This window comes from Pseudomonas sp. GW821-FHT09C08, from assembly GCF_059418125.1.
This window is the reverse complement of record NZ_JBWKPG010000007.1, coordinates 208,496-222,718: the sequence shown is the minus strand read 5'-3', so window position 1 is coordinate 222,718 and position 14,223 is coordinate 208,496. Positions and strand designations below refer to the sequence as shown.

Genomic DNA, 14,223 nt, shown 5'->3' with positions numbered 1-14,223 from the left:
GGCAGAGCCTCGCAATCCATTCAATTGATTTTATAGCGACGACGTAACCCACGCAGGCCGAAACTGATCCACGGCCACAACAAGGCGCTGACCAGGGCCGGCAGCACCAGTGCCAGGGTTGGCTGGCGATTGCCGGTCAGGGCGCTCAGCCAGAGTTGCACCAGCTGCGCCAGACCGAAGATCACCAGGATCACCAGGCATTGCTGCCACATGGGAAACATGCGCAGGCGTTGCTGCAACGACAGCACCAGGAAAGTGATCAGCGTCAGGATCAATGCGTTCTGGCCCAGCAAGGTGCCATACAGCACATCTTCCGCCAAGCCCAGAAACATGGCCGTGACCATGCCGACTTTGTGCGGCAGGTTCAGCGACCAGAAAGCCAGCAACAACGCCAGCCAGAGCGGACGCAGGATTTCCATGAATTGCGGCAGTGGCGAAACACTGAGCAACAAGCCGATGGCGAACGTCAGCCAGACGATCCAGCCATTGCGCGAATGAGTACCGGCCATTTATTCCTCCCTCTGCCGTGTGGTCGCCGGAGCGGTGGTCGCTGGGCGGGCGGCCGGTGCCGTCACGGGCGGCTTGGTCGCCGGTGCAGCAGCTGGCGCTGACGCAGGGGGTTTGGTCGCCGCCGGTTTAACCGGGTGCGCGGTGTGCGTCGCGGGCTTCACGGCGGTCGCCACAGGCGCTGCAGCCGGGGCCACCGCGGGCGTAACCGGTGCAGCAGCGGCAGGCTTGGGCACGGTCGCAGGAATGATGGGCGTGGTGCCATTCTTCTTGTCTTCCGCTTCCTGGGCCTGGGCAGCTTCGTTGGCGCGCTCTTCCGGGGTACGGTTGTCGCTGAACACCAGCAGCAGGTAGCGGCTGCGGTTCAAGGCGGCAGTCGGCACCGCGCGCACAATGGCGAAGGGCTGGCCGGAATCGTGGATCACTTCCTTGACCGTCGCCACCGGGTAACCCGCCGGGAAGCGCTGGCCCAGGCCGGAACTGACCAGCAGGTCGCCTTCCTTGATGTCGGCCGTATCGGCGACATGGCGCAATTCAAGGCGTTCCGGGTTGCCGGTACCGCTGGCAATCGCGCGCAGGCCGTTACGGTTGACCTGCACGGGAATGCTGTGGGTTGTGTCCGTCAGCAACAGCACCCGCGAGGTGTAGGGCATCAACTCGACCACCTGCCCCATCAGGCCACGCGCATCGAGCACCGGCTGACCGAGCACCACGCCATCGCGCTCACCCTTGTTGATGATAATGCGGTGGGTAAAGGGGTTGGGGTCCATGCCAATCAACTCGGCCACTTCGACCTTTTCGTTGACCAGTGCGGAAGAATTGAGCAACTCGCGCAGCCGAACGTTCTGCTCGGTGAGGGCCGCGAGCTTTTGCATGCGCCCCTGCAACAGCAGGTTTTCAGTCTTGAGTTTTTCGTTCTCGGCGACCAGCTCGGTGCGGCTGCCAAATTGGCTGGCCACGCCCTGATACAGACGTTGCGGCAGGTCGGTGATCCAGTATGTCTGCATCAACACCAGCGACATCTGACTACGCACAGGCTTGAGCAGTGCAAAGCGGGCATCGACCACCATCAGCGCGACCGAAAGCACGACCAGCACCAGCAGGCGCACGCCCAATGAGGGGCCTTTGGCGAAAAGCGGTTTAATAAGCCGCTCCTCCCAGGCAAATGTTCTCTTTATTCATACGGCATCTAACCGGCCTGGATGCAGATTGAAGAAGATAAACGCCAACAGGCAGCACTGCAAAGTGCTGCCTGCGGGCGAAACATGGGCAAACCAGCAAACTCTTATTCGCTGGAGAGCAGGTCCATGGTGTGTTTATCCATCATTTCCAGTGCACGGCCACCGCCACGGGCGACGCAGGTCAGCGGGTCTTCGGCAACGATCACCGGCAGGCCGGTTTCCTGGGCCAGCAGCTTGTCGAGGTCGCGCAGCAAGGCGCCACCACCGGTCAGCACCAGGCCACGCTCGGCGATGTCGGAAGCCAGTTCCGGCGGCGATTGCTCCAGGGCGCTCTTCACAGCCTGAACGATGGTGGCCAGGGACTCTTGCAGAGCTTCCAGCACTTCATTGGAGTTCAGGGTGAAGGCACGTGGAACGCCTTCGGCCAGGTTGCGACCGCGAACATCGACTTCGCGAACTTCGCCGCCCGGGTAAGCGGTACCGATTTCCTGCTTGATGCGCTCGGCGGTGGATTCGCCGATCAGGCTGCCGTAGTTGCGACGCACGTAGGTGATGATCGCTTCGTCGAAGCGGTCGCCGCCAACCCGCACGGATTCGGCATACACCACACCGTTCAGGGAGATCAGGGCGATTTCAGTGGTACCGCCACCGATATCCACCACCATCGAACCGCGGGCTTCTTCAACCGGCAGGCCGGCACCGATCGCAGCGGCCATTGGCTCTTCGATCAGGAACACTTCGCGGGCACCGGCACCGAGCGCCGATTCACGGATGGCACGACGCTCCACCTGGGTGGACTTGCATGGAACGCAGATCAGCACACGAGGGCTGGGCTGCAGGAAACTGTTTTCGTGAACCTTGTTGATGAAGTACTGCAGCATCTTCTCGCAGACACTGAAGTCGGCGATCACGCCGTCTTTCATCGGACGAATGGCAGCAATATTGCCTGGTGTACGGCCGAGCATGCGCTTGGCCTCGGTGCCAACGGCAACGACACTTTTCTGATTACCATGGGTCCGAATGGCCACAACCGATGGCTCATTCAGGACGATACCGCGCTCGCGCACGTAAATAAGGGTGTTGGCAGTGCCCAGGTCAATGGAAAGATCGCTGGAAAACATGCCACGCAGTTTCTTGAACATGGGAAAGGGACCCTAGGCAACGCGTGGGTAAAAAAGTGCGGCAAACTCTAACAACGACAGGGATTTTGGGCAAGGCGCCAATGTGCTAAATTGGCCGACTTTCTGTGCACCAACCCCCACAATCGCGGCCGTAAGACCGTAGAAATGCGGTAGTGTTCCGACAATCTAACACACGGACAGCCTCCGTTCTGTTTTCCACTGGAGATTCCCATGGCGCTTGAACGCTCCGACGTGGAAAAAATCGCTCATCTGGCCTCGCTTGGCCTGAATGAAGCCGATCTTCCACAGACCACCGCAGCCCTGAACAGCATTCTCGGGCTGGTTGACCAAATGCAGGCCGTGGACACCAACGGCATCGAGCCCCTGGCTCACCCGCTGGAAGCCAGCCAGCGCCTGCGCGCAGACGTCGTGACCGAGAGTAATAATCGCGAGGCCTACCAGTCCATCGCGCCAGCGGTCGAAAACGGCCTGTACCTGGTTCCGAAAGTCATCGACTAAAGGGAAAGAGCCTGCAATGCATCACATGACTCTGGCCGAGATCGCCCGCGGTCTCGCCGATAAAAAGTTTTCTTCCGAAGAGCTGACCAAGACCCTGCTGGCGCGCATCGCCGAGCACGATCCAAAGGTCAACAGCTTCATCAGCCTCACCGAGGAACTGGCCCTGAGCCAGGCCAAGGCCGCCGACGCACGTCGCGCCAACGGTGAGAACGGTGCCCTGCTGGGCGCGCCGATCGCCCACAAGGACTTGTTCTGCACCCAGGGCATTCGCACCAGCTGCGGCTCGAAGATGCTCGACAACTTCAAGGCGCCCTACGACGCCACCGTGGTGTCCAAGCTGGCTGCCGCCGGGGCCGTGACCCTGGGCAAGACCAACATGGACGAATTCGCCATGGGCTCGGCCAACGAGTCGAGCTACTACGGCGCGGTGAAAAACCCGTGGAACCTGGAGCACGTGCCCGGCGGTTCGTCCGGTGGTTCGGCTGCGGCCGTGGCGGCTCGCTTCCTGCCGGCTGCCACCGCCACCGATACCGGCGGCTCGATCCGCCAGCCGGCGGCCTTCACCAACCTCACCGGCCTGAAACCGACCTACGGTCGTGTTTCCCGCTGGGGCATGATCGCCTACGCATCCAGCCTCGATCAGGGCGGCCCCCTGGCTCGCACCGCTGAAGACTGCGCGATTTTGTTACAAGGCATGGCAGGCTTCGATAAACAGGACTCCACCAGCATCGATGAGCCGGTGCCGGACTACAGCGCCAGCCTCAATACCTCGCTCAAGGGCCTGCGCATCGGCGTACCGAAGGAATACTTCAGCGCAGGCCTCGACCCGCGTATCGCCGAGTTGGTGCACAACAGCGTCAAGGAGCTGGAAAAGCTCGGCGCCGTGATCAAGGAAATCAGCCTGCCGAACAACCAGCACGCGATTCCTGCGTACTACGTGATCGCGCCCGCTGAAGCCTCCTCCAACCTGTCGCGCTTCGACGGCGTGCGTTTTGGCTATCGCTGCGAAAACCCGAAAGACCTTACCGACCTGTACAAACGCTCGCGCGGCGAAGGCTTCGGTGTCGAAGTACAACGCCGGATCATGGTCGGTGCCTACGCGCTGTCGGCCGGTTACTACGACGCGTACTACCTCAAGGCGCAAAAAATCCGTCGCCTGATCAAGAACGACTTCATGGCGGCCTTTGAAGAAGTCGACGTCATCCTCGGCCCAACCACGCCCAACCCGGCCTGGAAGATCGGCGCCAAGACCGGCGACCCGATCGCCGAATACCTGGAAGACCTGTACACCATCACCGCAAACCTCGCGGGCCTGCCGGGCTTGTCCATGCCCGCCGGTTTCGTCGATGGCCTGCCGGTCGGCGTGCAACTGCTCGCCCCGTATTTCCAGGAAGGCCGCCTGCTCAATGTGGCGCACCAGTACCAGTTGCACACCGACTGGCACACCCGCACCCCTACCGGCTTCTGAGGAGAACACTATGCAATGGGAAGTTGTGATCGGGCTGGAGATTCATACCCAGCTCGCCACCCAATCGAAGATTTTCTCCGGTAGCGCCACCACGTTCGGCTCCGAGCCCAATACCCAGGCCAGCCTGGTCGACCTGGGCATGCCCGGTGTCCTGCCGGTGCTGAACCAGGAAGCGGTGCGCATGGCGGTGATGTTCGGCCTGGCGATCGACGCCGAGATCGGCCAGCACAACGTGTTCGCGCGCAAGAACTACTTCTACCCGGACCTGCCCAAGGGCTACCAGATCAGCCAGATGGAGTTGCCGATCGTCGGCAAGGGCCACCTGGACATCCCGCTGGAAGACGGCACCATCAAGCGTGTCGGCGTAACCCGCGCGCACCTGGAAGAAGACGCCGGCAAGAGCCTGCACGAAGAATTCCCGGGCGCCACCGGTATCGACCTGAACCGCGCCGGCACGCCGTTGCTGGAGATCGTGTCCGAGCCGGACATGCGCAGCGCCAAGGAAGCCGTGGCCTACGTCAAGACCATCCACGCGCTGGTGCGCTACCTGGGCATCTGCGACGGCAACATGGCCGAAGGTTCGCTGCGCTGTGACTGCAACGTGTCGATCCGGCCCAAGGGCCAGGTCGAGTTCGGCACCCGTTGCGAGATCAAAAACGTCAACTCGTTCCGTTTCATCGAGAAGGCGATCAACAGCGAAGTGCGTCGCCAGATCGAGCTGATCGAAGACGGCGGCAAGGTCATCCAGCAGACCCGCCTGTACGACCCGAACAAAGACGAAACCCGCGCCATGCGCAGCAAGGAGGAAGCCAACGACTATCGCTACTTCCCCGATCCGGACCTGTTGCCGGTCGTCCTTGAAGACTCGTTCCTCAACGACATCCGCGCCACGTTGCCGGAATTGCCACAGCAGAAACGCGAGCGCTTCCAGGAGCAGTTCGGCCTGTCGGTCTACGATGCCAGCGTCCTGGCTTCCAGCCGTGAACAAGCCAACTACTTCGAGAAAGTCGTGAGCATCGCCGGTGACGCCAAGTTGGCGGCCAACTGGGTGATGGTTGAGCTGGGCAGCCTGCTGAACAAGCAAGGCCTGGAAATCGACGAAGCGCCGGTGTCCGCCGAGCAATTGGGCGGCATGCTGCTGCGCATCAAGGACAACACCATCTCCGGCAAAATCGCCAAGACCGTGTTCGAAGCGATGGCCAGCGGTGAAGGCAGCGCCGACGAAATCATCGAGAAGCGTGGCCTCAAGCAAGTCACCGACAGCGGCGCGATCTCGGCCGTGCTGGATGAAATGCTGGCGGCCAACGCCGAGCAGGTCGAGCAGTACCGTGCGGCAGACGAAGCCAAGCGCGGCAAGATGTTCGGCTTCTTTGTCGGCCAGGCCATGAAAGCCTCCAAGGGCAAGGCCAACCCGCAACAGGTGAACGAATTGCTGAAGAGCAAGCTCGAAGGCTGACACGTGTAGGACCCGGCTTCTGTGGGAGCCGGGCTCGCCCGCGATGCCGGCGCCTCGGAGCATCAGTTACACCGAGGTGAAGCCATCGCCGGCAAGCCAGCTCCCACGCAAGCCAACTCCAACATTTGTAATGGGACTCCTTGCATGAAGCGTCTACTCGGCCTGCTGGCCCTGTTCTCCCTACTGGCCGGTTGCGCCAGCGGCATCATCAACCCCAACGGCTACGACGAAACCGGCACCGCCTCCTATTACGGCGCCAAACACCATGGCAACAAGACCGCCAGCGGTGAACCCTTCAACCAGAACGCCCTGACCGCGGCCCATCGGCAACTGCCCTTCGGCACCCAGGTCAAGGTCACTAATCTGGACAACGACAAATCCGTCGTGGTCCGCATCAACGATCGCGGCCCGCATACGCGTGGGCGCTTGATCGACCTTTCACGCAAGGCTGCCGAACAACTGGGCATGCTCGGCAGTGGCACTGCGCGCGTGCGCGTGCAAGCCTTGGGCAACTGAAGGCGCCGCCGTGGCCATTTTCGGATTGACCGCCCTCTCGCCCTGGAGCCTGCTCGAACTGGTCAGCGGCCTGCTGCTGCTGATCGTTGGCGCCGAGGTCCTGGTGCGCGCCGCCGTGCGCCTGGCCGCGAGCTTGAAAGTGCGGCCGCTGATCATCGGCTTGAGCATCGTCGCCTTTGGCAGCAGTGCGCCACAGATGACCGTCAGCCTGCAGGCCACCCTGGCCGGCAACACCGATATCGCCGTGGGCAGCGTGATCGGCAGCAGTATCTTCAACATCCTCGTGACCCTGGGCCTGTCGGCGCTGATCATTCCCCTGCGTGTCTCACGCCAACTGGTACGCGTGGATATCCCGGTGATGATCCTCGCCGGGCTGCTGGTATTCACCCTGGCGGCCAATGAAGAACTGACACCCGTCGACGGCTTGTGGTTGCTGTTGGCGCTGGTCGCCTACCTGGGCGTGCTGCACTACCAGACGCGCCATTCCCGCCGCCCGCGCACCCTCGACACCGTGGCCCGCGCGCCGTGGCTCAGCAGCGTTCTGCTGATGCTCGCAGGCCTGCTGGTGCTGGTCCTGGCCGGGCACTTGCTGCTGGGCGCGGCGGTGGATGTGGCAGCGGACCTGGGCCTCTCGGAACGCATCATCGGCCTCACGTTGATCGGCGTCGGTACCTCGCTGCCCTGCCTCGCCACCTCACTGATCGCCGCCCTGCGGGGGCAGCGGGAAATTGCCGTGGGCAACGTGATCGGCAGCAACCTGTTCAACCTGCTGGGCGTGCTGGGGATCACCGCCCTACTCGCGCCCTCGCCGCTGTCAGTGTCGCCCAATGCGCTGGATTTCGACCTGCCGGTGATGCTCGGTGTAGTGGTGCTGTGCCTGCCGGTGTTCTACACCGGTTATCGCGTGACCCGCGCCGAAGGCCTGGTGCTGCTGGGCCTGTACCTGGCGTACGGGCTGCACGTGATGTCGTTCACCACCGGCATGCCCCTCGCCAACAAACTTGAACAACTGATGTTGTATTACGTCCTGCCAGTGCTGGTGGCTTTCCTGTTGTTCAGCACGCTGCGAGCCTGGCGCCGCCAACACAAGAGGGATTCGCAATGACCGATCAGAAAAAGCCCGGGGTTGAGATGCGTCGCCAGGTGATGGGCGATGTGTTCGTCGACCGTGCCCTGGGCAACGCCACCGAGTTCACCCAACCGCTGCAGGATTTCGTCAACGAGCATGCCTGGGGCAGCGTGTGGAACCGCGAAGGCCTGCCGCTGAAAACCCGCAGCCTGATCACCCTCGCCGCCCTGACTGCGCTCAAGTGCCCGCAGGAACTCAAGGGCCACGTGCGTGGCGCGCTGAACAATGGCTGTACCGTGGAGGAAATTCGCGAAGCACTGCTGCACTGCGCGGTGTACGCCGGCGTCCCGGCGGCGATTGATGCGTTCCGCGCGGCGCAGGAAGTGATTGAGGCGTATCAGGCCGATCAGCCGTGACGGCGAGCTAGCTTTCGCAGGCAAGCCAGCTCCCACATTTGATCTCCATATGCCCGCGTGCCTGAGCCATACCTCAATTCCTGTGGGAGCGGGCTTGCTCGCGAAGGCCGCCTGTCAGCTGATGCATTCGTTGCCTGACCCACCGCCTTCGCAGGCAAGCCAGCTCCCCCATTTGGTCTCCATATGCCCGGGTGCCTGAGTCAAACCTCAATTCCTGTGGGAGCTGGCTTGCCTGCGATTGGCCCTCAAGAGCCCTGCAACCTTCAGATCCAACCCCCCGCCTGCAACACGAAAATCCCAATATTGGTGGTCACCGCCGCCATCAGCGTGGTGATCACGATAATCGCCGCCGCCAGTTCATGATTGCCCTCGGCCGCCCGGGCCATGACAAAGCTGGCCGCTGCGGTCGGCGCGCCGAAGTACAGGAACAAGATCCCCAACTCCGGCCCGCGAAAGCCCAGCAGCCATGCGCCCAACGTCGCCACCACAGGCAAGCCGATCATCTTCACCAGACTCGCACTCAGCGCCATGCTGCCGCTTTTGCGCAGAGCCGCCAGCGACAGCGTGCCACCGATGCAGATCAGCGCCAGGGGCAGCGTCATGTCCGCCAGGTACTGGCCCGACGACTCCAGCCAACCCGGCAGGCCAATCTGGAACACCGCGAACGGCGTGGCGGCGATCACGCTGATGATCAGCGGGTTGGCCACCACACTCTTGCAGATACTCCACGGGTCGGACTTGATCACCGGGCTGTACACCGCCAGCACGATGGTCGACAGGGTGTTGTAGAACAGGATCACCAGCGCCGCGAGAATCGCACCGAGGGAGATACCGTAGTCGCCGTACATGCTGGCGGCCAGCGCCAGGCCGATCACACCGTTATTGCCGCGAAACGCGCCCTGGGTGTAGATGCCACGGTCTTCACGCGGGCAGCGAAAAATCGCCCAGCCCCAGGCGAGGGCAAAGCTCAACAGCGTGGCGACAGCGAAGTAGATCAGCAGGCCCGGCTTGAGCGCCGAGTGCAGGTCGGCATGCAGGATGCCAAGAAACAGCAGCGCCGGCATGGTGACGTTGAACACCAGGGACGAGGCCGTGTGGATAAAGTTGTCGTTGATCCAGTTGACGCGCTTGAGCAACACCCCCAGAAACAGCATGGCAAACACCGGCGCGGTGATGGTGAGGGTGGTGAGGAAAATTGCCAGCATGCCGGGGAGAACCTTGGTGAGCGTCGTCAGGTGGCTAATGATAAGCCAGTACGAACCGGTTCGTCTGGTTGACACTCGCTCAATGTGAGAGCCGGCTTGCCTGCGATGGCGGTGTGTCAGGCGTTACATCGGTTACTGATACACCGCTATCGCAGGCGAGCCAGCGCCTACAAGGTCCGCGCCAGTCTCAGGTAATCGGCGCGGGGTTGAACAAGGTGATGTCGTTATGCAGCTTATGCTGCTCGGCCCACGTCTGCTTCTTGCCGCTGGCCACGTCCAGGTAGAAATGGAACAACTCCCAGCCCAGCTCCTCGATGGTCGCGCGCCCGGTGGCAATGCGCCCGGCGTCGATATCGATGAGGTCCGGCCAGCGCTGTGCCAGCTCCGTACGTGTGGAAACCTTCACCACCGGCGCCATCGCCAGCCCATACGGCGTGCCGCGTCCGGTGGTGAACACATGCAAGTTCATCCCCGCCGCCAGTTGCAAGGTGCCACAGACAAAGTCGCTGGCCGGTGTCGCGCAGAAGATCAGGCCCTTGCTCTTGAAGCGTTCGCCCGGACCCAGCACGCCGTTGATCGCGCTGCTGCCGGACTTGACGATAGACCCCAGGGACTTCTCGACAATATTCGACAACCCACCCTTCTTGTTACCCGGCGTGGTATTGGCGCTGCGATCCGCCTCGCCCTTGGCCAGGTAGCGGTCGTACCAGTCCATTTCCCGGACCAATTCCTCAGCGACTTGCCGGGTCTGCGCGCGGGAGGTGAGCAGGTAGATCGCGTCGCGCACTTCGGTGACTTCGGAAAACATCACCGTTGCCCCGGCCCGCAACAACAGGTCCGACGCATACCCCAGCGCGGGGTTGGCGGTGATGCCGGAAAACGCATCACTGCCGCCGCACTGCATGCCCAGGATCAACTCGGATGCCGGCACGGTTTCGCGGCGGCGCTGGTCGAGCTTTTTCAAACGGGTTTCGGCCAACGCCATGATCTGCTCGATCATCTCGGTAAAGCCGTGGCTGGAATCCTGCAATCGATACAGCCACGGCTCACTCAGGTCGACGGAGCTGTCGTTGTCGTGCATCACCTGCCCGGCCTGCAATTTCTCGCAGCCCAGGCTGATCACCAGGGCTTCGCCGCCCAGGTTTGGGTTGCGTGCCAGATTGCGCACCGTGCGGATCGGGATGTAGGCATCCGTCGCGGTGATGGCCACGCCACAGCCATAGCTGTGGGTCAGCGCGACCACGTCATCCACGTGCGGGTACTTGGGCAGCAATTCGTCCTTGATGCGCTTGACCGCATGGTCCAGCACACCGGTCACGCATTGCACCGTGGTGGTGATGCCGAGGATATTGCGCGTGCCCACGGTGCCGTCGGCATTGCGGTAGCCCTCGAAGGTAAAGCCTTCGAGGGGTGCCTGGGTTTCGGGCACATCGGTGGACAGCGGCAGGCTGTCCAGCGGCGGCGCGGTCGGCATGCGCAGTTGATCTTCCTGGACCCAACTGCCGCGCGGAATCGGCGCCAGGGCGTACCCGATGGTCTGGCCGTAGCGAATAATCTGACCGCCCTCGGGAATATCTTCCAGGGTCACCTTGTGGCTCTGGGGGATGAAATCCACGGTCACCAGGCCGTCCGGGAACTCGGTCCCGGCCGGTACGCCCTGGTCATTGACCACGATCACCACATTGTCGCGCTCGTGCAAACGAATCGAGCGCGGCGAGTCGGCATGTTCAATCAACTGCATTACATCGCCCCTCAGGAATGCGCTTCGGTAAGGTTAGTCAACTCAGGCCCTTTGCTTGGCGGCTCCTTGAGTACCACACGTTTGATCGGACCCACGATCACCAGGTAGCTGAACACCGCCAGCAGCGCGTTGGCGCCCACAAACACCAGTGCCCACTTGAACGAGCCGGTGGTGCTGATGATGTAGCCGATCACGATCGGCGTGCTGATCGACGCCAGGTTGCCAAACATGTTGAACAAGCCGCCACTGAGCCCGGCGATTTGTTTCGGCGAAGTGTCGGACACCACCGCCCAACCCAGTGCGCCAACGCCTTTGCCGAAGAAGGCCAGGGCCATGAAGCCCACCACCATCCATTCGATGTCCACGTAGTTGCACGCCACGATGCTGGAAGACACCAGCAACCCGCCAATGATCGGCGCCTTGCGCGCGAAGGTCAGCGAGTGGCCCTTGCGCAACAGGTAGTCGGAAATCACCCCGCCCAGTACCCCGCCGATAAAGCCGCAGATCGCCGGCAACGAGGCAATGAAACCGGCCTTGAGAATGGTCATGCCACGGTCCTGCACCAGGTACACCGGGAACCAGGTCAGGAAGAAATAGGTGATGCCGTTGATGCAGTACTGGCCCAGGTACACGCCGAGCATCATGCGGTTGGTCAGCAGTTGGCGGATGTAATCCCACTTCGGACCGTCAGTTTTCTTACCCTTGACCTTGTCCTGGTCCATATCGACCATCGCACCGTTGGCGGCGATGTGATTGAACTCGGCCTCGTTGATCATCGGGTGCTGGCGCGGGCTGTGGATAACTTTGAGCCAGATCAGCGAGAACACGATGCCGATCCCGCCCATCACGATAAACACGTGCTGCCAGCCGAAGCTGTAGACGATCCAGCCCATCAACGGCGCGAACAGCACCGTGGCGAAGTATTGCGCCGAGTTGAAGATCGCCGAAGCCGTGCCGCGCTCGGCGGTTGGGAACCAGGCCGCGACGATTCGCGCGTTGCCGGGAAAGGACGGCGCTTCGGCCAGGCCCACCAGGAAGCGCAGCATGAACAGCGCAACCACTGCGGTGGAGACGCCGAACTCACCGACATAGCCTTGCAGCACGGTGAACAGTGACCAGGTGAAGATGCTCAGGGCATAGACTTTTTTCGAGCCGAACCGATCCAGTAGCCAGCCGCCGGGGATTTGCCCGGCCACGTAGGCCCAACCGAATGCGGAGAAGATATAACCGAGGGTGACCGCGTCGATGCCGAGGTCTTTTTGCAGGCTGGAGCCGGCGATAGCGATGGTGGCCCGGTCGGCGTAGTTGATCGTGGTCACCAGGAACAGCATGAGCAGGATCAAATAGCGGACGTGGGTCGGCTTGGTCGCTTGCATGTAGAAGTACTCCCACTAATTATTTTTTTTGCGGGTAATGGTCTATTTGTCGGTGGGACCGCTTTCATGTGGGAGCCGGGCTTGCCCGCGATACAGGCACCTCGGTGTGTCAGGCACACACCGGTGATGCTATCGCAGGCAAATCAGCTCCCACACAAAACAGGCGCCACGGGTGTCGCGTATTACGAACCGATGTAGCTGGTTTTCACCACGGTGTAGAACTCTTGCGCATAGCGACCCTGCTCGCGCGAACCATAGGAGGAACCTTTGCGGCCACCGAACGGCACGTGGTAATCCACGCCGGCGGTCGGCAGGTTGACCATCACCATCCCGGCCTGGGAGTGGCGCTTGAAGTGATTGGCGTACTTCAACGACGTCGTGGCAATGCCCGCCGACAAGCCGAACTCGGTGTCGTTGGCCATGGCCAGCGCCGCCTCGTAGTCCGCCACGCGCACCACGTTGGCCACTGGGCCGAAGATTTCTTCACGGCTGATGCGCATGGCGGCTTCGCTGTCGGCAAACAGCGTCGGCGCCAGGAAGTAGCCTTCGGTGTCACAAGTGACCAGGCCGCCACCGCTGACCAGCCGCGCGCCTTCGCTCTGGCCGATGTCGATGTACTTGAGGTCCTGGTCCAACTGGGCCTGGGACACGACCGGGCCGATATCGGTGCCGCTTTTGAGGGCGTGGCCGACCTTGATCGACTTCATGCGCTCGGCCATGGCCGCGACGAACTGGTCGTGAATCCCGGCGGTCACGATCAAGCGGCTCGAGGCCGTGCAACGCTGGCCGGTGGAGTAGAACGCACTCTGCACCGACAACTCGACCGCCTGCTTGAGGTCGGCGTCGTCGAGGATGATCTGCGGGTTCTTGCCGCCCATTTCCAACTGCACTTTGGCCTGGCGCGACACGCAGCTGACGGCGATCTGGCGACCTACGCCGACTGAACCGGTGAAGCTGATGCCATCGACTTTCGGGCTGTTGACCAGCACGTCGCCGACCACGCGGCCGCTGCCCATCACCAGGTTGAACACACCGGCGGGGAAGCCTGCGCGAGAGATGATTTCGGCCAGGGCCCAGGCGCAGCCCGGTACCAGTTCAGCCGGCTTGATCACCACACAGTTGCCGTAGGCCAGGGCCGGAGCGATTTTCCAGGCGGGGATCGCAATCGGGAAGTTCCACGGGGTGATCAGACCGACCACGCCCAGGGCTTCACGGGTGACTTCGACATTGACGCCCGGGCGTACCGACGGCACGTAGTCACCGGACAGACGCAGGCATTCACCGGCGAAGAATTTGAAAATGTTACCGGCGCGAGTCACTTCGCCAATGGCTTCGGGCAGGGTCTTGCCCTCTTCCCGGGCCAGCAAGGTGCCGAGTTCTTCGCGGCGGGCGAGGATTTCGCTGCCGACTTTATCCAGCGCGTCGTGACGCGCCTGGATCCCGGAAGTGGACCAGGCCGGGAACGCGGCGCGGGCGGCGTCGATGGCAGCATTGACTTGGGCTACGTCAGCCTTGGCGTATTCGCCAATGACATCAGACAACTCCGACGGGTTGAGGTTAACGCAGTAGTCGGCACCGGCCACCCACTGGCCATTGATGTAGTTTTCATAACGCTGAGCTTGGGACACAAATCTTCTCCTGACGCAAA

13 protein-coding genes are annotated in these 14,223 nt (G+C 62.1%); 6 read left to right on the top strand and 7 right to left on the bottom strand.

Going from position 1 to position 14,223, the window contains the following annotated elements; all coding sequences use genetic code 11:
• Positions 1–20: 20 nt before the first annotated feature.
• The 3 genes from mreD to mreB all read right to left on the bottom strand — a co-directional run bounded on the left by mreD (position 21) and on the right by mreB (position 2,830).
• The gene (gene mreD / locus AC07OJ_RS23725) at positions 21–509 is read right to left on the bottom strand and encodes a rod shape-determining protein MreD (protein ID WP_003171788.1); all 489 of its coding nucleotides are present in this window, start codon (positions 507–509) and stop codon (positions 21–23) included.
• Positions 510–1,652: a rod shape-determining protein MreC gene (mreC, locus tag AC07OJ_RS23720; RefSeq protein WP_495095334.1), complete on the bottom strand. Its 1,143-nt coding sequence runs from the start codon at positions 1,650–1,652 to the stop codon at positions 510–512.
• 140 nt (positions 1,653–1,792) lie between these two features.
• Positions 1,793–2,830, bottom strand: a complete 1,038-nt coding sequence (gene mreB / locus AC07OJ_RS23715) for a rod shape-determining protein MreB (RefSeq protein ID WP_002555108.1) — start codon at positions 2,828–2,830, stop codon at positions 1,793–1,795.
• 210 nt (positions 2,831–3,040) lie between these two features.
• On the opposite strand from mreB, the gene gatC reads away from it, so the two are divergent.
• The 6 genes from gatC (at position 3,041) to AC07OJ_RS23685 (ending at position 8,253) form a co-directional block, all read left to right on the top strand.
• Positions 3,041–3,328, top strand: a complete 288-nt coding sequence (gatC, locus tag AC07OJ_RS23710; RefSeq protein ID WP_495095307.1) for an Asp-tRNA(Asn)/Glu-tRNA(Gln) amidotransferase subunit GatC — start codon at positions 3,041–3,043, stop codon at positions 3,326–3,328.
• 16 nt (positions 3,329–3,344) lie between these two features.
• The gene (gatA, locus tag AC07OJ_RS23705) at positions 3,345–4,796 is read left to right on the top strand and encodes an Asp-tRNA(Asn)/Glu-tRNA(Gln) amidotransferase subunit GatA (RefSeq protein WP_065900689.1); all 1,452 of its coding nucleotides are present in this window, start codon (positions 3,345–3,347) and stop codon (positions 4,794–4,796) included.
• Between the two features lie 10 nt (positions 4,797–4,806).
• Complete coding sequence (gene gatB / locus AC07OJ_RS23700) at positions 4,807–6,252, top strand: Asp-tRNA(Asn)/Glu-tRNA(Gln) amidotransferase subunit GatB (RefSeq protein WP_106805151.1); 1,446 nt, start codon at positions 4,807–4,809, stop codon at positions 6,250–6,252.
• A gap of 144 nt (positions 6,253–6,396) precedes the next feature.
• Positions 6,397–6,768, top strand: a complete 372-nt coding sequence (locus AC07OJ_RS23695; RefSeq protein ID WP_213550577.1) for a septal ring lytic transglycosylase RlpA family protein — start codon at positions 6,397–6,399, stop codon at positions 6,766–6,768.
• Between the two features lie 58 nt (positions 6,769–6,826).
• Positions 6,827–7,873, top strand: coding sequence for a calcium/sodium antiporter (locus tag AC07OJ_RS23690; protein WP_177343924.1), 1,047 nt, complete (start codon positions 6,827–6,829; stop codon positions 7,871–7,873).
• Positions 7,870–8,253 carry a carboxymuconolactone decarboxylase family protein gene (locus AC07OJ_RS23685; protein ID WP_065900684.1) on the top strand — a complete coding sequence of 128 codons (384 nt, stop codon included), beginning with the start codon at positions 7,870–7,872 and terminating at the stop codon, positions 8,251–8,253. Before AC07OJ_RS23690 ends, AC07OJ_RS23685 begins: the two co-directional genes overlap by 4 nt.
• Positions 8,254–8,516: 263 nt before the next feature.
• Here AC07OJ_RS23685 and AC07OJ_RS23680 read toward each other — a convergent pair whose 3' ends face one another.
• The 4 genes from AC07OJ_RS23680 to AC07OJ_RS23665 form a co-directional block, all read right to left on the bottom strand.
• Positions 8,517–9,458 (bottom strand): AEC family transporter, encoded by a 942-nt coding sequence (locus tag AC07OJ_RS23680; RefSeq protein WP_021491890.1) that lies wholly within the window; start codon positions 9,456–9,458, stop codon positions 8,517–8,519.
• 187 nt (positions 9,459–9,645) lie between these two features.
• Positions 9,646–11,199: a galactarate dehydratase gene (garD, locus tag AC07OJ_RS23675; protein ID WP_106805154.1), complete on the bottom strand. Its 1,554-nt coding sequence runs from the start codon at positions 11,197–11,199 to the stop codon at positions 9,646–9,648.
• A gap of 11 nt (positions 11,200–11,210) precedes the next feature.
• Positions 11,211–12,575, bottom strand: a complete 1,365-nt coding sequence (locus AC07OJ_RS23670) for an MFS transporter (RefSeq protein ID WP_065900680.1) — start codon at positions 12,573–12,575, stop codon at positions 11,211–11,213.
• Between the two features lie 182 nt (positions 12,576–12,757).
• On the bottom strand, positions 12,758–14,203 hold the full coding sequence (locus AC07OJ_RS23665; protein WP_065900678.1) for an aldehyde dehydrogenase family protein: 1,446 nt from the start codon (positions 14,201–14,203) through the stop codon (positions 12,758–12,760).
• Positions 14,204–14,223: the final 20 nt, after the last annotated feature.